Raw genomic sequence first — 21,142 nt, forward strand, 5'->3', positions numbered from 1 at the left:
CTAATCCGCGATGAACCAAATAAAAGCCAACTACATTGTCGTTTGCTTGTGTGTTGGGATACAGGTCACTAGCAATGAACGCCGGCTCACCATCTAAGATGTAACCAAAGACTTTGGCTTCGTGTTTTGGAATAGTGAACAGCTCGCAAGACGGGTATTTTTCTTTCATCTTAGCGGTATGCTCGGCAATCTCGTCTGCTGCCACTTTTTGCATCCACTGCAAGCCAATTAGACTTTTTGAAACATTAATCGTTTGTTGTGCAAAACGATCAAACTTATCCCAGTTTTCAGGATCATTTGCGTAGAAAAAATTAGCACCAGAACCAATGTAAGCCACGTCATTAGCGATAAACGCTTCCAAACTCAGTGTCTGGTGAGTAGCAAAGCTATCCAAATTCATATTTAACGCGCGGTTTTGGTTTAACGCGACTAATATAAAACACAACACAGTAATCAAAAAACTGACCAAAAATACGACCAATGGGAGAGTTCGTCTCTTCAACCCTGTAAGTGGGTCGGTAGTTTGCGGCATGTGGCTTCCAAATAGTCTCTAATGAGTTAAAAGTATATAACGGAAGGGAATCATGCTCCATTTCTGTTTAGTCTTAAAACTGACATAAAACGGGCATTGTTTACCTTGCCCTCACATCGACGACCAATATTCGACCGAATCTCGACTAAATTTCAAGCTAACACACCAAAAACCCACTTGATTAAAAACATTAAATACCACTCTTAAGCCTTGAATATGCTAGTATCCATCCATATTTATAGCTTGAAAGTGACCGTTTCGGCTTAGTGCCAATGAGTTTCTTTCCAACCTGTATATTCCTTTGAACCGACGAATATACCGTTAAATCAATTTTAAAGAGAAATCACTATGATCGTTGATTTGAACCTAATCCCACAAACGTTTGATATGCTTCACGCAGGCCTAACTGCATCAAGCGTTTTACTACTGTTAATTGCCGTTTCTCGTAAAACCAAAGTGGTTGAGAAAGTCGTAGAAAAACCAGTAGAAAAGATCGTTGAAGTTGAAAAGCCAGTTGAGAAAATTGTCGAAGTAGAGAAAGTAGTAGAAGTTGAACGTGTGATCGAAAAAGTAGTAGAAGTTGAATCTAAGCTTGCTACAGCACCAACAGACTCTGCAATGCAGCTACTGTCTATCATGCAGCAAGAAGCGCGCCTTATCGACTTCTTAAAAGAAGACCTAACGTCATTCTCTGATGAAGAAGTTGGCGCAGCAGCTCGTGTTATTCACACTGGCGGTCAAAAAGTATTGGCTGATTACGTAACGCTGTCTCACATCCGCACTGAAGATGAAGAAACACGTATCACTATCGCTGAAGGTTTCAACCCTCAAGAAATTCGCCTAACTGGCAACGTAACGGGCAATGCACCATTCAACGGCACACTAGTTCACAAAGGTTGGAAAGCAACTGACATGAACCTGCCTAAGCTTGCTGAAAACTACGATGCATCTGTAATTGCACCGGCAGAGGTGGAGCTATAATGGAACACCAAAGTCATTCAGCTCAAGAGCCATCTTCTCAAGAGCAAAACCAGGTACCCAAGTTCAGTGTTGGTATCGATTTAGGTACTACACATTGCGTTTTGTCTTACATAGACACAAGCAATGAAGACGCTCGCGTTGAGGTGATGCAAATCCCTCAACTGACGGCGCCAGGTACAGTAGAAACTCGCAGCCAACTTGGCTCGTTCCTATACCAACCGCACGAACATGAAATGAATGCGGGCTCTCGCGTTCTTCCTTGGTCTTCAGAGCCAAAAGCGCTAGTGGGTGCAATTGCTCGTAACCTTGGTTCTAAAACCCCTATCCGTTTGGTAGCAAGTGCAAAATCTTGGTTATGCCACGGTGGTGTTAACCGTCGCGATGCTTTCCTTCCTGCAGGCAGCCCTGAAGAAGTTGAAAAAGTATCTCCGCTTAAGACAACTGAATTGTACCTTGAGCATCTTAAAGACGCATGGAACCACGCAAACCCAGAACACAAACTGGCAGACCAAGATGTAACGATCACGGTTCCAGCTTCGTTTGATCCTGCGGCTCGTGACCTAACAGCAGAAGCTGCACGTAATGTTGGTTTCACTCACCTAACGCTTCTTGAAGAGCCACAAGCGGCTCTGTACAGCTGGATTGATAACAGCAACGACACATGGCGTGATGAAGTAAACGTTGGTGACATCGTTCTTGTTGTCGATATCGGTGGTGGTACAACCGACCTTTCGTTAGTTGAAGTAACACAAGATGACGGCAACCTAAGCCTGAACCGTATCGCAGTAGGTGAACATATCCTACTTGGCGGCGACAACATGGACTTAGCACTGGCTTACCGCTTGAAGATGAAACTGGCGCAAGAAGGCAAAGAACTGGCTCATTGGCAGGTTCAAGCAATGACTCACGCATGTCGTGATGCGAAAGAAGCACTGCTTAACGATGCTGAACTGCAATCTGTGCCTATCGTTGTTCCAAGCCGTGGTTCTAAACTGCTTGGCGCAACACTGAAAACAGAACTGACTCAGCAAGAAGTTCAACAAACATTAGTGGACGGCTTCTTCCCTAAAGTTGCTGTAACTGAGCACCCTGTACAAAAGACGCGTGGCGCACTGACTCAAATGGGTCTGCCTTACGCTCAAGACGCAGGTATTACTCGTCACATTGCCGCATTCCTTTCTAAGCAAGCGAACGCGCTTTCTGGAAATAGCGAAACGGCTCAGCAAGATTTCAACCCGTTTGCAAACATGCCCGGTATGCCCGGTACGCAAGGGTCAGAAGCGCCAGCGGCAGACTTCATCAAGCCAACAGCAATCCTGTTCAATGGTGGTGTTCTAAAATCGAACCTACTTGCTGATCGTCTTTCAGATACGATCAACGAATGGTTGATCAATGCTGACGAAGAGTTCGCAAAACAGCTTTCAGGTTTAGATTTAGACCTAGCGGTTGCAAGTGGCGCTTCATACTACGGCGCAGTTCGTCGTGGCCAAGGCGTTCGTATCCGCGGTGGTATCGCTTCTTCTTACTACGTAGGAATTGAAAGCGCGATGCCAGCTATCCCAGGTATGGCTCCTCCGATGGAAGCTTTGTGTGTTGCACCATTTGGTATGGAAGAAGGTTCAAGCGTACAAGTACCTAGCCAAGAATTCGGTCTAGTGATTGGTCAGCCAGTACACTTCCAGTTCTTCGGTTCAACCATTCGTCGTGAAGATGAAGCGGGTACGCACCTTGATCACTGGGCGCCTGAAGAGCTTGATGAGCTTCCTGAAATCCAAGTGACATTGCCGGTTTCTGAAGGCCGTCGCGAAGGTGAAGTGGTTCCAGTGACTTTGGCTTCTCGCGTTACTGAGCTAGGCACCTTACACCTAGAAGCGATTGCTACTGACAACGGTCAGAAGTGGCACGTTGAGTTCGATGTTCGTGAAGACTCGAATAACGACTCAAACGAACAAGCATAATGAATCAACGGCACCTTAGCGGGTGCCGTTACTTTATCAATGCATTTCTCAATCTAGTCCTGCCTGTTTCTCAGGAATGACGTTTACGAATAACAACAATAAGACCAAAGCTATCAAAAAACTGGTCATCACTCTGGAAGAATAAGGTTTTGTATGGCAACTCCTCGTTTTTTAGTCGGCATTGACTTAGGTACAACCAATACGGTTGTCGCTTACTGTGAAATCAACGACGACCTACAACATGCTCCCGTTTCTCTTTTCGATATTGACCAACTCATCGGCCCCGGTGAAGTGGTTCGCAAGCCCCTACTTCCATCCTTTCGTTACCACCCAGCACAAGGTCAAATCTCCCCTTCTGACCTGACGATGCCGTGGGAACCAAGCCCCGTTGAAGGCGATATTAAGAACGTTATCGTCGGTGAATGGGCTCGTGAATTAGGCGCTAAGGTTGAAGGCCGCCAAGTATCGAGTGCTAAGAGTTGGCTATCACACCAAGCGGTTGATCGTAACTCCGACATTCTGCCTTGGGCTGGCGCAGCTGATGTCGATAAAGTCTCGCCAGTTGTGGCGAGTGCAAGCTACCTCAACCACATTCGCCAAGCATGGAACTACCGTAACCCGAGCAACAAGCTGGAAGACCAAGATGTTGTGGTTACCGTTCCTGCTTCCTTCGATGAGACAGCACGTAAGCTAACACTCGAAGCCGCAGAACTGGCGGGCTTAGGTAAGATTCTATTACTCGAAGAGCCGCAAGCCGTTTGTTATGACTGGTATGCCCGTCACCAACAAACCGCAGCAGATGAACTTCAACAAATCCCACTGATTCTAGTGTGTGATGTTGGAGGTGGTACCACCGATTTAAGCTTAATTGAAGCCAAATTCGATGCGAACAGCGACGGTAATAACGAGCTCGCACTCGACCGTATTGGTGTTGGTGAACACTTGATGCTTGGTGGTGATAACCTCGATTTAGCCCTTGCCCACCTTGCAGAGCAACGCTTCAATCAAAACAAAAAGCTGAATGCCTCTAGCCTAACCAAACTGATTCAACAGACTCGCGCCGCAAAAGAGAGCCTGCTTTCTGCCAATGCGCCCGATGATGTAAAGATCACCATGCTGGGCAGCGGTTCAAAACTGCTTGGCGGTACTAAGAGTATTGGTTTAACTAAACAAGAAGTCCATCAAATCGCATTGGAAGGTTTCTTCCCGCTTTCTGAGTTTACTGAAACACCCGACAAACGCCGCAGTGCTGTGGTTGAGTTTGGTCTGCCTTACGTGGCTGACCCTGCGGTGAGTAAGCACGTTGCAGAATTCCTAGCAACGCACCAACAAGTGTCTAAAGCCGCATTGGAAAACTCAGACTCTATTGAGTTCGATGACACCAAACCTGCAATTCCAGTTGGCGTGCTGCTCAATGGTGGTGTGTTTAACAGTGAACTGGTAACAGAGCGAATTACTCAGCTACTGGGCAACTGGAACGGTTCTCCTATCACAGTGCTTGATAACCCTCATCCAGATTGGTCTGTTGCCCTTGGCGCGGTTGCCTTTGGTAAAGCACGCCGCGGTGCACAGCTGAAAATCGGTGGCGGTGCTGCCCGTTCTTACTTCTTGCATCTGCAAGAGAAAAACAAGATGGGTAAAGCGCTTTGTCTGCTTGCCAAAGGAACCGAAGAAGGCCAAGAGATACGCTTGAACAGCCGTCGTTTCTCGCTGACTTTAGGCGAACCGGTACGATTTAATCTTCTGACTTCAACACACGATCAAATTGCTCATGACACCGCTATTCAAAATGGTGTGATGGTCAATGTCGACGCTGACTTGTTCTCCCCTCTTCCACCGTATATTTCTACACTGGAAGGTTCAGGTACTGCAGAGCTCCAAGCCAACCAAAAAGAACGCGTCGAAGTATTGCTCGCGTGTCAATTAACGGAAGTCGGCACACTGAAAATGGAATGTGTGAGTACAGAAGATGACTCTAAACGTTGGTTGCTCGAGTTTGAAGTAAGAAACAAGCAAGGTGATGAGTCTGATACCGCTAAACTTCACCCAAGACTGGATGAATGTAAGGAATTGATTTCTCGTCTGTACAGCGGCAACAAGAAGAGTGCTGAATCAAAAGAGATCAAAACACTATCGAAAGATCTTGAGAAGCGACTCGGTAAGCGTGATGAATGGGATTTCACGACCCTTCGTCATCTATTTGATACCTTCTCATTAGGTCGTAAACGTCGTCGCCGCTCAGAAGCACACGAGAAGAACTGGCTACGTTTGGCGGGATACTCGCTACGTCCTGGCTTTGGCGATCCGACTGACTCATGGCGTATCGAACAGATTTGGGGCCTTTACCAACAGAACATTCAGTTCAAGAACCACCAAGGCTGGACAGACTGGTGGGTATTCTGGCGTCGTGTCGCTGGTGGGCTAAACCAAGAGCAGCAAGAGAGTATCTTGGCTGACATCGCTAAATACCTTCACCCAGGTGCAATGAAGAACCCTAAGACAGCCAAAGATGCGCAAGATAATGGTTATGAAGCCATGGTCCGTTTAGCGGCGTCACTTGAGCAACTTGAGGTTGAAGACAAAGTGCTGCTGGCAAGTTGGTTCTTAAGCAAAGCGATCAACCATAACCAATTTGAACAGGCTCACTGGTGGGCGCTAGGACGATTAGCATCAAGAACGCCTTTGTATGGCAGCCAACACAGCGTAATTCCTAGAGAGCAAGCTGAACAGTGGTTACCAAAACTGCTTGAACAGAACTGGCAGAAAGAGCAGATGATCGCCTTCGCAGCGGTGATGATTTGTCGAAAAACCGGTGACCGTCAGTTTGATATCTCTGACGACTATCGCAATCAAGTGATTGAGAAGCTTAAGCAAAGCAAGGTACCTGACTCATGGTTAACACTAGTGAGTGAAGTGACTGAGCTTTCTGAGAGTGAATCTAAGCGTGTGTTTGGTGATGCGTTACCAAGCGGATTAAGCCTAATCAATAACTAGGTTTGAAAACGATTAGCTTTCGTTGCTAATGGTAAAGAAGCTAGCAAGAAAAGAAAAAGCCACTTTCGATTCGTTGAAAGTGGCTTTTTTATTGGTGGCTTAAGGCTGGTATGTGTAATCGACTTATAGCTTTTTGGTTAAGAGCCTTAGCCGTGTTGCAGTTCATCATTGTTAATGTTTGGTTCCAGTTGGGTTGATAGGAAAATCCGTATTTTCATAAATGTCAGATAGTTTTTTCGGTTTATTCTCTTTTGCTCCTTTGTTCGATTGATTATGAGTTTCGCTTAAAAGCCATTCCTCATGCATTTTTGCTGAATCCAAAAACTCTGGATCCTCCATTGCTTCCTTGCGAAGTTTATTTACACGTTCGAGAGTATCCCAAATCATAATACTTCACCTCCACTAAGGCAGTAATATAAAGATAGCTCAACCCCATGAAACTTCAACTAACCCAATGAGATAGCGATCTCAATTTCGTAATTCACTCGCTTTAAATGAGTGGATATGGTCACCTTTAGTTGGGCTCAAATAGTGGGTCTTTCCCCATGATCTTCGAAGATCATTAGGCACAAAAAAAGCGAGCTCGATGCTCGCTTTTTGTTTTTCTATCTGTTGATCGAAACACCAACACTCACTCGATTAAATCACACCGAGATTAAGCACGGTTACCGATTTTCACCTTGCCATTGGTAGCAAACCAAAGGGCTTCTGAACGACGACGACCGATTAAAATCGGGCCATCATCGTAGAACAAAAAGTTCTTCCAATGCTTCTTGAAAATCGCCCATTTGGTTTCAAGAACATTGTACTTTTCATAACAAAAATAAACAGTTACGTCATCTTGCCAATCAATAAAGTTAAGAATCTCTTCTGGCATTTCAGGCTCATCCGCTTCCCAATGCGCCATCCAGCTGATCTCTTCATTCCAGTTCGATGCTTTGCTTGGCCAGTCTTGCGAGCTCAGTCGTTCTGCGTCTGGGCTTTGAGGGCTCACGTTCTCTTTCCAGAACTGAGAAGCTCTCGCCTGTGTCATTGGCTTAATCTTTTCCAAGTCCTCTGCCGGCAGCGGCATTGACTGGTGTGTGAAAATCCATTTTCTTTGGTATTCGTCCAAAGTTGTGTATGACATCAAAATTCCTCAAATATCTTCTCAGGCTGATGGATTTACCATGCCTATCTGTTCTTTTTGATGCAGTGACGGTTTCATTTTATCTATGTCGTCACTGCCTCTAAATCTGTATTTACGCTTAATTGGTACTTACGCCTAATGACTATTGATCTCTATACAGCGCGTCTATCTTCCCAGTTTGGGTTAACTAATGCCGTCAGTATATGGTCTTCCCATTTACCGTTAATCTGTAGGTAGTCTTTAGCAAAACCTTCTCGGACAAAACCAAGATGTTCTAATACACCAGCACTGCGTTCGTTGTGAGGCATGTAGCCCGCCATTAAGCGGTGCATGTTCTGCACATCAAACATGTAGTCTTTGGCCATGCTCAAACCTCTGCGCATGTAACCGTGGCCTTGTGCACTTTGCGCCAATGAGTAACCGACATTACAAGCGTAGAACGGGAAACGCGACAAATTACTGAACGATATGGTGCCTAACATTTCATTAGAGTCAGCGTTAATCAGTAAACAGTAATAGCCTAGCCCCATTTTATGAAGCTCGTTTAACTTAATCAGTCGCTGCGCCCAACTCGCTCTATCAAAGAACGCGTCTTCGCGAATCGGTTCCCAAGGTTTCAGATACTCTCTGTTAACCTGAAAGTACTCGCTGATCATGCCAGCATCATCGATTTCAGCCGTGCGTAGAATCAGATTACCATCATGCTTATAAATGCGCTCTGGTGTACTCAAATCTTCCATAATCTTGTTCTTATTCGATCAGTTCTTTCTGATACCGTAATCACGAAGCTTATTCGCAATTGAGGTATGAGATACATTCAAACGTTTTGCTAGCTTACGGCTTGATGGGAAAGACTGATAAAGCTTCTCTAGAATCTGAGATTCATAGTCTTTCATGATTTCATCGAGCGAACCATCTAAGCTCAGGTTCGCCATTCCTGCCGTCATTGTTTCAAGCTGTGGCAAGTGGAATTGCTCAACCGTTAGCGTGTCTGAATCCAACTCTGTTAGTGCGCGTAGAACCATGTTGTCTAACTGACGAATGTTGCCCGGCCATTGGTAATTACCAAGCTGGTCGACTAACTCTTGAGTCAATTTTGGTTTTAACATACCTAACTGCTGCGCGTACTTTGCAACGAACAGTTCCAATAGCGGTGCTACGTCGTTTGAGCGCTCACGCAATGCAGGGATAGACAGAGTCAGTACATTCAAGCGGTAAAACAAATCTTCACGGAACGAACCCGAGTCGGCTAATTCAGAAAGACGGTGGCGCGTTGATGCAATAATACGAACATCAGCGTGCATCTCTTCTTCTTCACCAACACGACGGAATGAACCATCTTGTAGGAAACGCAGCAATTTGATTTGTAGATGCGGGCTCATCTCGCCAATTTCATCTAAAAATACGGTACCGCCATTCGCTTGTTCGAAAATACCTTTATGACCTTGCTCATGGTTGAATGAACCCGGCGCATGACCAAACAATTCCGTTTCCGCTACGTCATCAGGCATCGATGCACAGCTTAGAATCAAGAATGGGAAAGACGATCGATTTGAACGGTTATGACACGCTTTTGCCAACATCTCTTTGCCTGTCCCTGTATCGCCTTCAATTAATAGAGGCTGATCCAGCATAGCCAATTTCTTAGCTTGGCTGATCAAGGCTTTATGGCGATTAGAGACACCAACAAAGTGTTCGAAACCAAGGTTGTTCTGTTCTGGGATTAAATCTGGCGAGTTCATCTCTTGATTACAAGAGCGAATCGTCATTACTGCGCTTGCCAGTACCGCTTCGTTGACATCACCACCAAGGTAAATCGGCAGGATCTCAATAGAGAAATCTAAGCCATCCAACACGACAACTTCACGATGGCGCGTTACATCGCCTTCGATCCAGCGAGCAAAGTTAAAACTAGGAACAAACGTCGCGAGCGGTTCACCGATGACTGCGTCTTCTTGCTTATTAAAAAGGTTCAATGCAGCGTGGTTAGCCATATCGACTGAGCCTTTAAGGTCAATCGCAATAACAGGATCAGGTAGGTTTGCCAGCAGAGCAATCAGCTCTGTGTTATGCCTTTCGCTTGGCATAAATTGGATTTTACGTACATCCTTCACACCTGAAATTCGGCGAATTTCAGCCATAAGTTCACTAAAAGCATCAAAATCGATATCAGGGCAGTTTAGGTAAATAATACCTTTAACATCAATTTCGATTCCTCTTAAATCAATGCTTTTTGAGGCCAAGATATCGAGCAACTCACGTGTTAAGCCGAGTCTGTCTTCACACAATACTTCAAGACGCACAAATAGTCCTATTATAGGTGTCAGGATAAGTTGACAGTAGTGTGGATTAAGCTCTGAGTTCAGTCAAGAAGAAGAGTAAACATATGTTTACTCTTCTTCTCAAACTATTGAGCTTTAAATGCTTTATTTGAGAGTGATACGCTTTATTTCTGAAAGGACGGCTTTGCGGAGGTCTGCCAGTTTTACTTTTCTCTCGTTATGCCAAGGCATAGGTCGAAGCAATGTCATGGCTTTTAGACCCAGTCTTGCAGTAAGAATACCAACACCTAGCCCCTGCCCTGCTCGAGCTGAGACTTTGCCTGCAAGATCCATCGAGACGAGATCCATACTTGCATCAATTGCGAGTTCACTGGCTCCCGCTGCTGCCATGTTGATTAACACCAATTTAAATAGCTTAATCCTAGACCAGTAGCCAAGCTCAATGCCATACACATCAGCAAGCTTGTCGATCATGGTGAAATTTCGCCAAGCCACCAGCAACATATCAGCCGCCGCCAATGGACTCACTGCAACCAAAGCCGCCGATTCGGTCGAAAACTTAGTGACGATTTGAGTCGCTACTTTGTCTTGTTGACTCACGACTAACGCATCGTACATATCCAACACTTCTGCATCACTGTGTGCTGGGTTAATGCTGTTTCGCCACTTATCGTACGAAGGAGACTCAGCGATAATGCCACCTTGCTTGGCGATGTTTTCACAGAACGCTTTGCCCTTGCCGACACTTTGACTTTGGAGTAGCTCTTCACTCTGCTCTTGCACACTAAAGTGATCTTTAAGTGAACGCAGTTTCCACAGCTCTTTGCCTATTGCGCCTAAACCCAATGAAGCAATGGCAGCAATAAAGCCTGCCCAACCTAACGCAAGCCAATCAGCAGTTTGAATTGCGGTAATGACCGATTCAATTGCTTGCCATCCAACTAGGCCAGAAAAAGCGACCAATAAACCCGTTCCAAACCACTTCTTCTTTTTGCTCGGTCGAATCACTTGTTCCAATTGCTGCTCAGCTTCACCATCAAGTTCGGCTTCCACTTGCGGTGCGACAGGGACAAATTTCTCTTGCTCTGTGAACAGTTGTTGAGCACCTAAATCCGGGCCAACGTCACTCTTGTCTTGCTCATCAAAAGAGGTCTTCAACGGTTCATTAAAGACCTGCTTTGTTTTTAATTCACTCATTTTGATTGCCTCAATTACTTCAACTTGTCGCCAATGAGATACTCTAAAACCTTGTCGACTCTTAGATGTTGGCAAGGCTCATCGGAATGTTGCTCCATCGGTCTAAAGCTCGTGAAATCAAACTGGTTGGTTTCCCAATACTGTTTGTTGGGCAACTTACGCGGCACCTCTCCCGGATACATGGTTTGAGGGACATTATCCAAAGTCACACCTTGCAACGCCGGAACATTGTCTGAGCCAGACGAGATATAACCCGCGCTGGTCGCTTGAATAGACGCGATACTCATACAACTCATGTCGATGTGTTCAAACGCCGCCTGCTGCCAAGCCGGATGTACCATCTGTTGTAACAGTGACACCAAGTTCGGATGTTGATCCGGTGTCACGTGGTCAGCCTTGGTGGCTGCAAACAAGATCTTGTCGATCTTCGGCGCAAATAAACGTCTTAAGATATTGCTTCGACCGTACTTAAAGCTCTTAAGTAACTGTTCTAACGCGCCACGCATATCCATGAAAGAGTCATAGCCCGCATTAAGTGGCTGTAAGCAATCCACCAACACGATTTGTCTGTCGAACGTCGCGAAGTGATTCTTGTAGAACGCTTTCACTACCTTCTGTTGATACTCTTCATAACGCGCTTTCAGTACCGCATAGTTACTTGTTTTTGAGAACTTACCCTCAGGTGCGAGACACGGGAAGAATTGCAACACAGGCGCGCCTTCAAGCTCACCCGGTAATACGAATCGACCCGGTTGTACCCAATGCAGTCCGTTACTTTTACAAGTATGAAGGTACTGGGTGTAGCTATCGGCAATCGCGACCAGTTTCTTTTCGTCCGCTTCTGCTAGCAAATCGATATCACCACGCATTACGTTCCACTGTTGCGAGTAAGTTTCTCTGTCGCCTTTCAATGCGGCAAACTGAGATTGGCTCCAGGTATCGAAGTCCATATCCAGTAACGGCAAATCAAGCAACCATTCACCTGGATAATCGACAATATCGAGATAAAGGGTGCTGTTTTTACTCAGTAGCTTTTTTGCGCCCTTCGCAGGCTTATATTTGATGGCTAAACGAATCTCACTGACATCACGCGTTGGTACCGGCCATTCTGGTGGCTGTGCATTCAACGACTCCATCGCTTCATCATAAGAGAAGCGTGGAATCATCATGTTGTGTTGCGGGATGCGCTTTGCGCCAATAATTCTTCCATCTCTCGCAGATGCAAGCAGTGGCAAGTTTTTGTGGGTAGACGTATGAAGAAGCTGATTAACCAGCGAAGTAATGAATGCTGTCTTACCCGCACGAGAGAGCCCCGTGACCGCTACTCGAATATGAGAATCCGTTCCTCTGCTTATAAAGTCACTCATTTCTTGAGTTAGGTGTTTCATTTGAACGACTCCGTGATAGTTAGGCTAGCTGGTTATGATAATAGAAAGGCAAGCCTATGTTCTTTCCCCGTTGGGATAGTTTGTATGCTTTTGCTTATGTTGATGAGTATGCAATACACATTCTTAATGCTAGATGAATAAAAGCCCCTGACTACATTCATAATCAGGGGCTTTAGAATTTTTGCACGATATCCGACGTCTAATCGTCTTCAATCAACTTGTAGATAACAAACAGTGCAATCTCTGCAATTAGCCAAAGCGCACATGTAATCGTCACGTATTTATTATCAAAGATACTGATCCCTTTCAAGATCAGGTCGTAGCCAACAAAAGCACCAATCACCACTGCCAAGATAATCTGTAGGATCTGAATAAAACGAGGCATTCCTCTCTCCTATGTTCTTATATCAAACTATGTGTTTATCACTATATCATTGATAATAAGACAAAAGTGCAGATAATGCTGCACTTTTGTCTTTAACTTTCTGTCAAAAATTGCAATTCAAACGCTGAAGTTAGCGACAATTACGATTTTTTGGCGTCGATTAATTACGCTTTCTCAGCTTCAGCAATCTTCACTTTCCACGTGTCAGGGCCGATCTGGTGTGCGTTCACGCCGTTAGAGTCAACCGCTACCGTTACAGGCATATCTTCAACTTCAAACTCGTAAATCGCTTCCATACCGAGATCTTCAAACGCAACAACGCGTGCTTTTTTAATTGCTTTTGCGACTAAATAAGCTGCACCACCAACCGCCATTAGGTAAACCGCTTTGTGCTCTTTGATTGATTCAACCGTTGCAGGGCCACGTTCCGCTTTACCGATCATGCCCATAATGCCAGTTTCGTTCAGCATCATGTCAGTGAACTTATCCATACGTGTTGAAGTTGTTGGGCCCGCAGGACCTACCGCTTCATCACCTACAGCATCAACAGGACCCACGTAGTAAATGAACTTGCCTTTGAAATCAACGCCGGCTGGTAAGCCTTCGCCGCTTTCTAGCATGCCTTGAATACGTTTATGAGCAGCATCACGACCGGTTAAGATCTTACCTGACAGAAGAACCGTTTCGCCGGTCTTCCACTCTTGTACGTCTTCTTTAGTCACTTCATCAAGGTTAACACGACGTGTATTTGCGCCCGCTTCCCAAGTGATGTCTGGCCACTCTTCTAACTTAGGTGGCGTTAGCTCTGCTGGGCCGCTGCCATCTAGTGTGAAGTGAACGTGACGCGTTGCTGCACAGTTCGGGATTAAGCAAACTGGCTTAGATGCTGCGTGTGTTGGTGCTGTTTTGATTTTTACGTCAACCACAGTCGTTAGACCGCCAAGACCTTGTGCACCAATACCTAGCTTGTTTACACGGTTGAAGATGTCTAGGCGAAGCTCTTCTTCTGCGTTCTCAGGGCCTTTTTCGATAAGCTCTTGAATATCGATGTGTTCCATCAAAGATTCTTTCGCTAGTACCGCTGCTTTCTCAGCCGTACCGCCAATGCCTATACCTAGCATACCCGGTGGACACCAGCCTGCACCCATTGTTGGCAGCGTCTTCTCTACCCATTCTGCAATATCATCAGAAGGGTTCAACATAACCATCTTGGTTTTGTTCTCAGAACCGCCGCCCTTAGCCGCGATTTGAATTTCAACTTTGTTGCCTGGAATCATATTAATGTGGACAACCGCTGGTGTGTTGTCTTTGGTATTAATACGCTTACCTGCAGGGTCCATTAGGACAGATGCACGCAATGGGTTATCTGGGTTGTTGTAAGCTTGACGAACGCCTTCATCAACCATCTGTTGTACTGTTTGATCCGTTTCCCACCTAACATCCATACCGATGTTCACGAAACAAGTAACAATACCCGTATCCTGACAAATTGGACGATGGCCTTCCGCAGACATGCGCGAGTTGATAAGAATCTGAGCGATCGCATCTTTAGCTGCTTGGCTCTCTTCTTTCTCGTACGCTTTTTCTAGGGCTTGGACAAAGTCTAAAGGGTGATAATAAGAAATGTACTGAAGTGCGTCAGCGACACTGCTGATCACATCTTGCTTACGAATAACCGTCATTGCATGCCTCTTTATTGTTCTGGTTCCATGTGGGTTCACAGTTTGACTATATGTGCCAAATCGAATTAGGTGGTTTAGCTTTTTATTGTGTTGAGCTGTATTTAGTTGCTTTAGCAATCACTTGCATAGCTTTAAACTAAACCACTTGGATTACTCCGTTCTAATCAAGAACCCATTTTATTTTCAATTTATGATACTCTTGCTTCCTCTCACACGCCATGCAGTGATCGAACTCTTTGTCACAAATTAAACAAATGAATAACAACGAATTTCGCTCTATCCAAATCAAGCCGCTTGAATATCAATCAACTTTAGCTAAACAGCTGTTTTCCCATATTGAAAACCTGCCGTGGGCAATGCTATTACGCTCCGCTTCAGAAAGCCACGTTGATAGTCGATACGATATTTTAGTTGCTCAACCCATCGCCACCTTCGAGACAATCGGTGCAGAAACGACCGTTAATGTTAATGAGACGTGCGAGGTTTCAGACTCTGATCCTTTCGAACTACTCGACCAATATCAGCAACAATTATTGCCTGCGACTAAAGAGCACACTCAGTTGCCATTCGTTGGCGGCGCTTTAGGCTATTTTAGCTATGATTTAGGGCGCAGAGTCGAGACACTTCCATCACTCGCAAAGCGTGATATTGAAGCACCTGACATGGCAGTTGGCTTGTATGAATGGGCTGTTATCGTTGACCACCAATTGAAAACGGCGTGTATTGTCGGTAGCAATATCGATGAACATCATGATTGGCTAATGCAGCAGATGGCTCAATCACACCTATCACATGCGCCCTTTGGGTTAACCACACCGTGGCAATCCAATATGAGCGAAGAGAGCTACGCCACTAAGTTCGATAGTGTTCAAGAGTACCTGTTATCCGGGGACTGCTATCAGATTAACTTAGCTCAGCGCTTCAATGCCCAATACCAAGGTAGTGAATGGCTGGCTTATGACAAGTTAGAACAGTACAACTCAGCGCCCTTTTCGGGTTTTATCCGTTTGGCCGACTGCGCAATCATCAGTGTTTCGCCAGAGCGTTTCTTAGAACTCAAAGACAACGTCATTGAAACCAAGCCAATCAAAGGCACACGACCTCGTTCTGAGGACCCGATGATTGATAATGCCAACGCGCAAGACCTAGCAAGCGCCGATAAAGATCAGGCGGAAAACTTGATGATCGTCGACCTACTTCGTAATGACATTGGCCGAGTAGCAAAACCGGGCACAGTGCATGTACCAAAGCTCTTCGATATTGAAAGCTTCCCTGCCGTGCACCACTTAGTGAGCACGATACGAGCGGACCTTGATGACCAATACTCTGCAACTGACCTTCTGAGAGCCTGTTTCCCTGGAGGATCGATTACTGGCGCACCAAAAGTTCGCGCGATGCAGATCATTGAAGAGTTAGAACCGCATCGACGTTCAGCGTACTGCGGCAGTATTGGCTACATCAGCCGAAATGGCAGAATGGATACCAGTATTACCATTCGTACATTAGTCGCCGAGAACAACACGCTTTATGCTTGGGCTGGCGGTGGTGTGGTATTTGATAGTGATTGTGCTTCTGAATACCAAGAAACACTGGATAAGCTGAGTCGAATTCTACCGATACTTGAAGATTGCTAAACCTAGTGTCATTAACTGCGAGTTCCGTAGCTTAACGGCTAGCAAAAGTTCGATATAAAAAGAAACCGAAGGATCGTAAGATCACTTCGGTTTTTTAGTCTGTAAGTTAGAGTACATAACTCACAACGCTTTATTCGCGTGTTTAAGCGACCTTCACCGCAGATACACCCCACTTCTTAAGCATCTCTTTCAGATCGTTGGCGGTGTAAGGTTTACTCAAAATGTCATCCATCCCACACTGAATACAACGTTCGCGTTCTTCCAATGTCGTTCCGGCGGTCAGTGCCACAATAGATTTAACGTAACCCTTCTCTCTTAGCTTCTCTGTTGCTTCAAACCCGTCCATAACAGGCATTCTGCAATCCATGAATACAATATCGTATTCATTGTCTGACGCGAGTTCAAACCCTTCGACACCATTGCTTGCGATAGCAGGTTCAATCTCATGTTTACGAAGCATTTGCTGGATGATGATCTGGTTCATCTTAATATCATCAACCACCAGCACTTTAAGTAGTGACAATTCCGCCTCATACTCAAAGCCCTTGGCGACACTATCACTCTCTGCCGGAACATCGACAACTTGAAGAGGAATCGAGATGGTAAAGGTCGTGCCTGAACCAACGACACTGGTCACCCCAATATCACCATTCATCAGAGCCACCAGTTTGCGACAAATCGCTAACCCAAGTCCTGTACCCTCATAGTTCCGACTACTTGAGTTATCTGCCTGCGTAAAAGGTTCAAACAGCGTCTTATGTGCTGATTCAGCAATTCCGACTCCAGTATCTTCTACAGAGAAAACAAATTGGTTTTTGTCCCATTCGATATCGACATTCACATGTCCTTCTTCTGTAAATTTAATCGCATTACCGATTAAGTTCACAAACAGCTGAGTGATGCGCTCTAAATCACCTTGGAAATGGGAGGGAACATTTGACGCAACACTGATATTAAATTCAAGCTGCTTCTCGATTGCTCGATTGACGAAAATACTATCAATCGTGTTTCGCAAGTCATTCAGGGCAAATTTCTTTGGAATAAGCTCTAACATCCCTGCGTTAATTTTGCTGTAATCCAATAGATCATTAATGATGGTTCGGAGAAACTCTCCAGATTGGCTCAGGTTGTTCACTATCTCACGCTGAGAGCTATTCAGTTCGGTATCACTGATCAACTCGGCACTGCCTAGTAAGCCATTAAGTGGAGTTCTTAACTCATGATTAATCATGGCCACAAAGTCACGCGTTGCCCTTTCGGACTCTTCCGCTCGTTTACGTGATTCAATATTTCGGTTGATTGCTAGTTGATGGGTTAAGGCACTGCAGATAAGGTCCGTGACCAACAACAGTTGGCTTTGGATAAACTCGTAGTCTTGGTCTAACAACCTGACTCTGACGATTAACGCACCAACTATGACTTTTTCAACCTCTAAGGGCACGGTCAGTAGGTTGTCTTGCCAATGAGGTTCTTGAATGTCTTGCTCTAACACCTCGACAGTCTCATCGCCATAATCATAGGTCTGTAACTGAGGGATGAGCTTGGGAGGTAGAATCAAACGACTGGCTTCGATTAAGTAACTGTTAGTCACGTTGGTCGTTAGTTCAGATAGCATGACATCATCGAGATCATTTCTTAGAAACGCGCGCCCAAAATCAATCAACAGGTTGTCGATTTGTTCTTGGAATTCAATGCGGCGTATATTCGCGTTGGAGCGCTTTTCTAACTGACGCAAAGCAAGCTCAAGCTGTTGGTTAGCCTCGAACAGTTCGAGGCTCTTCTGTTCCAACAATCCTTCAGCCGCTTTCCTTGCCGCGATTTGACGCTTAAGCTTCTTCTCTAGGGCAGATGCCAGATCCATATTACTTTTCTACTTTGAGATTAAACCTAACCACGCTTTGGTCATCATTTTGTGGCGTCATCTCCACCGCGATAGATTCACCGTGGTATTCAGCACATCCTTCAATAAGCCCTAAGCAAACATGAGACATACACCTTGCGCTTTTGTAGTCAAAAACAAGTTGTGCTTCGTTCGTGGTGATAAAACTGAATTCAGGTGGCTCAGCATCTGGATAGAGCTTCTTCACTTCAACATGAATGTAACGCTCTACGTGCTGAATAAATTGAAAGGTGGTATTGCTGTGAGCAAGGCTCGCTTTATTCGGTAATGAGGCCAGTAAGTTCTTAAATACAGACTGCCCAAACACGCGTTGCAAGCTTGCCGCATCAATATCGGTTTTCTTACTCAAGTTGATAATCAACCTGACAAGGTCTTTGTGGTCGTAGCTGCCGACCGACGTATAGATCCCTTCATCTTCTGACATTTCTAGAACTTCTTCCAAAAGCTCTAGCCCAAACTTGTCTTCAACAAGCTCTAAAAATTCGGTGAATATGATTCCTTTCATCTCATACCTTTTCTTCTATTTCTTTTTAGAATGGTCCACTAAGTTATTGTTATCAAATTCTTAAACAAAAAATCTACGTTTCGTCACCCAATTTTATGACATGGGTAACGCTTACTCGCCTGTATGCACATATTGAATATAGCAAAAATCGTCATTTTGAGGAGATTCATCGGTAAACAGCCTCTCATGACGCCCAATTGATAACTAAAAGAGGGAAAGTGAATGAAGAAAAACTCGATATTGGTAATCAACCCACGGTTATGTCTATACTTAAAATCATAATAATCAATATATTGGCTTGATATGAATAAAGAAAACTTCCTTCAGCAATTCCAACTTAACCCTACCGTTGGCTATCATCCTGAGTCAGTAGAGCGTGTTTCGCACATCAGTGGCGAGCAATTACGTAAAGCGGCAGTGGTGGTAGGTTTAGTTGAAAGAGAAGATGGTTTACATGTCATTTTTACTAAAAGAGCGGCTCATTTAAAGCATCACCCCGGCCAAGTCAGCTTTCCTGGTGGTAAACACGAACTTTCTGACCCTTCTATGCAATTCACTGCACTCAGAGAGCTCCATGAGGAGGTGGGAATTCGATCGGATCAAGTTAAAATTATTGGGCAATTACCAGCATTGAGTACTATTAGTAAATTTTCTGTGACGCCGATTATTGCCATGGTCGATCCTGACTATGAAGCCATCATTGATGAGAACGAAGTTGCCTCAATTTTTGAGGTACCCGCTACCTATGTTTTAGACCAAGCCAAGTTACACAGCCACACTGTTAACTTTAAACAAATCAAGCATCGGGTTTTTGCGATGCCTTTCCAAGAGCACCTAATTTGGGGCGTTACGGCGCAAATTATCCAATCGCTGCAGCAACACGTACTGCAACGAATCACATAGCAACTACGTTTTGTTTAATCTCTGTTAACAAAATCCAGACTTTCTATGGAACAGATTTATTAATGCAATTTTACGCAAACGTTTCCCTGGTATAAATCTATACAACCCCGCCTTTCGCATAAATAAAACTAATACCAGGCATAAACATAAATCACATGTAGCACGCTATTTTCGTGATCAAAAATTCGTTTTTCGCATATCATGTGACACGCCGTTTCATTACATGATTTAGATCTATTTTTTGCAGAAGAAAATTCTGCAGAATTAGCCCCGACTTATTTCCTGTTCCCAAAAAATGAGTAATTTAACATGAACACAACAACTTCTTCGGCAAATGCCGTTAAAGATTCAAGCAAGTTTAACTATAAAGATTTTACCTGGTGTTTATCACTATTCGGTACAGCAGTTGGTGCTGGCGTACTATTCCTTCCAATCAAAGCTGGTGCGGGTGGTTTTTGGCCATTAGTTATCCTAGCTCTAATTGCGGCACCAATGACTTGGTTCGCACACAAATCTCTAGCTCGTTTCGTACTGTCTGCTAAAAACCCTGAAGCTGATATTACAGACACAGTTGAAGAGCACTTCGGTAAGACTGGCGCAAACATTATTACTTTTGCTTACTTCTTCGCTATCTACCCGATCGTTCTTATCTACGGTGTTGGTATCACAAACACAGTTGATTCTTTCCTAGTAAACCAAATGGGTATGGAATCTATTCCTCGTCCTCTTCTTTCTGGTGCACTTATCCTTGCTATGACAGCAGGTGTTGTATTCGGTAAAGAGCTGATGCTTAAAGCAACTTCAGCAATGGTTTACCCACTAGTATTCATCCTACTAGCGCTATCTTTTTACCTAGTTCCTGATTGGAACACTTCAATGATGGACGTAAGCCCAGAATGGTCAACAATGCCTTCTATTATCTGGCTTGCTATTCCAATCATCGTGTTCTCTTTCAACCACAGCCCAATCATTTCACAGTTCTCTAAAGAGCAACGTCGTGTATACGGTGATGACGCAGTTAAGAAAACTGACGCGATCACTGGTGGCGCAGCAATGATGCTGATGGGTTTTGTAATGTTCTTCGTATTCTCTGTAGTGCTTTCTCTATCTCCAGAGCAACTAGCAACAGCACAAGCACAGAACATCTCTGTTCTTTCTTACCTAGCAAACGTACATGAGTCTCCACTTATCTCTTACATGGGTCCTCTAGTAGCGTTCGCAGCGATTACTTCTAGCTACTTCGGTCACTTCCTAGGTGCTCACGAAGGTCTTGTTGGTCTAATCAAGTCTCGCTCTGGTTCTTCAGTAAGCACTATCGAAAAAGCATCTCTAGCGTTCATCGTTGTTACTACTTGGATTGTTGCGGTAGTTAACCCAAGTATCCTAGGTATGATTGAAACAATGGGTGCTCCAATGATTGCAGCTATCCTGTTCCTAATGCCTGTATTCGCGATGCAAAAAGTACCAGCAATGGCTAAGTACAAAACTTCAGCACCTGTACAAATCTTTACAGCTTTATGTGGTCTAGCGGCTATTAGTTCTGTAATCTACGGCGCTCTTTAATCTCAAGCCCTTTTTATAAGATGGCATCCATCTTATATCACGAGATTAGACAAAAAATATAATGATAATAAATGAGCCTCCCTACTCCCCTTGGGAGGCTCTCTTTTTG

The 21,142-nt window shown here is 44.7% G+C and carries 17 protein-coding genes; 6 read left to right on the forward strand and 11 right to left on the reverse strand.

Going from position 1 to position 21,142, the window contains the following annotated elements:
- Window positions 1-532, reverse strand: a 532-nt coding sequence (locus tag AB4274_RS19620) for a CHASE domain-containing protein (RefSeq protein ID WP_372113012.1), incomplete at its 3' end; no start/stop codon positions are given.
- Between the two features lie 348 nt (window positions 533-880).
- Between AB4274_RS19620 and AB4274_RS19625 the strand changes: the two genes are divergently transcribed.
- From AB4274_RS19625 to AB4274_RS19635, 3 genes are all read left to right on the forward strand, one after another.
- Window positions 881-1,513: a DUF2760 domain-containing protein gene (locus AB4274_RS19625; protein WP_017091262.1), complete on the forward strand. Its 633-nt coding sequence runs from the start codon at window positions 881-883 to the stop codon at window positions 1,511-1,513.
- On the forward strand, window positions 1,513-3,471 hold the full coding sequence (locus AB4274_RS19630) for an Hsp70 family protein (protein ID WP_372113014.1): 1,959 nt from the start codon (window positions 1,513-1,515) through the stop codon (window positions 3,469-3,471). Before AB4274_RS19625 ends, AB4274_RS19630 begins: the two co-directional genes overlap by 1 nt.
- 153 nt (window positions 3,472-3,624) lie before the next feature.
- Complete coding sequence (locus tag AB4274_RS19635) at window positions 3,625-6,465, forward strand: Hsp70 family protein (protein WP_372058513.1); 2,841 nt, start codon at window positions 3,625-3,627, stop codon at window positions 6,463-6,465.
- A 171-nt stretch (window positions 6,466-6,636) separates the two neighbouring features.
- Here the strand turns inward: AB4274_RS19635 and AB4274_RS19640 are convergent, their stop codons facing one another.
- The 8 genes from AB4274_RS19640 to AB4274_RS19675 all read right to left on the reverse strand — a co-directional run bounded on the left by AB4274_RS19640 (window position 6,637) and on the right by AB4274_RS19675 (window position 14,528).
- Window positions 6,637-6,852 (reverse strand): hypothetical protein, encoded by a 216-nt coding sequence (locus AB4274_RS19640; protein WP_017065431.1) that lies wholly within the window; start codon window positions 6,850-6,852, stop codon window positions 6,637-6,639.
- A 268-nt stretch (window positions 6,853-7,120) separates the two neighbouring features.
- On the reverse strand, window positions 7,121-7,594 hold the full coding sequence (locus AB4274_RS19645; RefSeq protein WP_017060433.1) for a DUF2947 domain-containing protein: 474 nt from the start codon (window positions 7,592-7,594) through the stop codon (window positions 7,121-7,123).
- A 152-nt stretch (window positions 7,595-7,746) separates the two neighbouring features.
- On the reverse strand, window positions 7,747-8,334 hold the full coding sequence (gene rimJ / locus AB4274_RS19650) for a ribosomal protein S5-alanine N-acetyltransferase (RefSeq protein WP_017060432.1): 588 nt from the start codon (window positions 8,332-8,334) through the stop codon (window positions 7,747-7,749).
- Between the two features lie 18 nt (window positions 8,335-8,352).
- On the reverse strand, window positions 8,353-9,897 hold the full coding sequence (tyrR, locus tag AB4274_RS19655) for a transcriptional regulator TyrR (RefSeq protein ID WP_372113016.1): 1,545 nt from the start codon (window positions 9,895-9,897) through the stop codon (window positions 8,353-8,355).
- Between the two features lie 123 nt (window positions 9,898-10,020).
- Entirely contained in the window at window positions 10,021-11,073 is a 1,053-nt protein-coding gene (locus AB4274_RS19660) for a YcjF family protein (RefSeq protein WP_372113018.1), read from the reverse strand.
- Window positions 11,074-11,087: 14 nt separating this feature from the next.
- Window positions 11,088-12,461: a YcjX family protein gene (locus AB4274_RS19665; RefSeq protein WP_372051713.1), complete on the reverse strand. Its 1,374-nt coding sequence runs from the start codon at window positions 12,459-12,461 to the stop codon at window positions 11,088-11,090.
- A 199-nt stretch (window positions 12,462-12,660) separates the two neighbouring features.
- A complete protein-coding gene (locus AB4274_RS19670) occupies window positions 12,661-12,846 on the reverse strand; it encodes a hypothetical protein (protein ID WP_004734731.1) in 186 nt (61 codons plus the stop codon).
- Between the two features lie 164 nt (window positions 12,847-13,010).
- The gene (locus tag AB4274_RS19675; protein WP_102320448.1) at window positions 13,011-14,528 is read right to left on the reverse strand and encodes a fumarate hydratase; all 1,518 of its coding nucleotides are present in this window, start codon (window positions 14,526-14,528) and stop codon (window positions 13,011-13,013) included.
- 254 nt (window positions 14,529-14,782) lie between these two features.
- Between AB4274_RS19675 and pabB the strand changes: the two genes are divergently transcribed.
- The gene (pabB, locus tag AB4274_RS19680) at window positions 14,783-16,162 is read left to right on the forward strand and encodes an aminodeoxychorismate synthase component I (RefSeq protein WP_102320449.1); all 1,380 of its coding nucleotides are present in this window, start codon (window positions 14,783-14,785) and stop codon (window positions 16,160-16,162) included.
- Between the two features lie 142 nt (window positions 16,163-16,304).
- On the opposite strand, the gene AB4274_RS19685 is transcribed toward pabB, so the two are convergent.
- Window positions 16,305-18,023, reverse strand: a complete 1,719-nt coding sequence (locus tag AB4274_RS19685) for an ATP-binding protein (RefSeq protein ID WP_102320450.1) — start codon at window positions 18,021-18,023, stop codon at window positions 16,305-16,307.
- A 1-nt stretch (window position 18,024) separates the two neighbouring features.
- Window positions 18,025-18,567: a heme NO-binding domain-containing protein gene (locus tag AB4274_RS19690; RefSeq protein ID WP_065584176.1), complete on the reverse strand. Its 543-nt coding sequence runs from the start codon at window positions 18,565-18,567 to the stop codon at window positions 18,025-18,027.
- Between the two features lie 303 nt (window positions 18,568-18,870).
- On the opposite strand from AB4274_RS19690, the gene AB4274_RS19695 reads away from it, so the two are divergent.
- Both AB4274_RS19695 and AB4274_RS19700 read left to right on the forward strand, forming a co-directional pair.
- Window positions 18,871-19,470, forward strand: a complete 600-nt coding sequence (locus tag AB4274_RS19695) for a CoA pyrophosphatase (protein ID WP_102320451.1) — start codon at window positions 18,871-18,873, stop codon at window positions 19,468-19,470.
- Window positions 19,471-19,779: 309 nt separating this feature from the next.
- Window positions 19,780-21,033: an aromatic amino acid transport family protein gene (locus tag AB4274_RS19700; RefSeq protein ID WP_102320452.1), complete on the forward strand. Its 1,254-nt coding sequence runs from the start codon at window positions 19,780-19,782 to the stop codon at window positions 21,031-21,033.
- Window positions 21,034-21,142 lie beyond the last annotated feature (109 nt).

The organism is Vibrio sp. 10N.261.55.A10 (assembly GCF_041470825.1).
Classification (GTDB): Bacteria; Pseudomonadota; Gammaproteobacteria; order Enterobacterales; family Vibrionaceae; genus Vibrio; species Vibrio crassostreae_C.

Excerpts from the sequence above, each read along its gene's own strand:
- AB4274_RS19625 (WP_017091262.1), top strand. The coding sequence starts at position 881 with ATGATCGTTGATTTGAACCTAATCCCACAAACGTTTGATATGCTTCAC.
- AB4274_RS19630 (WP_372113014.1), top strand. The coding sequence starts at position 1,513 with ATGGAACACCAAAGTCATTCAGCTCAAGAGCCATCTTCTCAAGAGCAA.
- AB4274_RS19635 (WP_372058513.1), top strand. The coding sequence starts at position 3,625 with ATGGCAACTCCTCGTTTTTTAGTCGGCATTGACTTAGGTACAACCAAT.
- AB4274_RS19640 (WP_017065431.1), bottom strand. The coding sequence starts at position 6,852 with ATGATTTGGGATACTCTCGAACGTGTAAATAAACTTCGCAAGGAAGCA.
- AB4274_RS19645 (WP_017060433.1), bottom strand. The coding sequence starts at position 7,594 with ATGTCATACACAACTTTGGACGAATACCAAAGAAAATGGATTTTCACA.
- rimJ (WP_017060432.1), bottom strand. The coding sequence starts at position 8,334 with ATGGAAGATTTGAGTACACCAGAGCGCATTTATAAGCATGATGGTAAT.
- AB4274_RS19660 (WP_372113018.1), bottom strand. The coding sequence starts at position 11,073 with ATGAGTGAATTAAAAACAAAGCAGGTCTTTAATGAACCGTTGAAGACC.
- AB4274_RS19665 (WP_372051713.1), bottom strand. The coding sequence starts at position 12,461 with ATGAAACACCTAACTCAAGAAATGAGTGACTTTATAAGCAGAGGAACG.
- AB4274_RS19670 (WP_004734731.1), bottom strand. The coding sequence starts at position 12,846 with ATGCCTCGTTTTATTCAGATCCTACAGATTATCTTGGCAGTGGTGATT.
- AB4274_RS19675 (WP_102320448.1), bottom strand. The coding sequence starts at position 14,528 with ATGACGGTTATTCGTAAGCAAGATGTGATCAGCAGTGTCGCTGACGCA.
- pabB (WP_102320449.1), top strand. The coding sequence starts at position 14,783 with ATGAATAACAACGAATTTCGCTCTATCCAAATCAAGCCGCTTGAATAT.
- AB4274_RS19685 (WP_102320450.1), bottom strand. The coding sequence starts at position 18,023 with ATGGATCTGGCATCTGCCCTAGAGAAGAAGCTTAAGCGTCAAATCGCG.
- AB4274_RS19690 (WP_065584176.1), bottom strand. The coding sequence starts at position 18,567 with ATGAAAGGAATCATATTCACCGAATTTTTAGAGCTTGTTGAAGACAAG.
- AB4274_RS19695 (WP_102320451.1), top strand. The coding sequence starts at position 18,871 with ATGAATAAAGAAAACTTCCTTCAGCAATTCCAACTTAACCCTACCGTT.
- AB4274_RS19700 (WP_102320452.1), top strand. The coding sequence starts at position 19,780 with ATGAACACAACAACTTCTTCGGCAAATGCCGTTAAAGATTCAAGCAAG.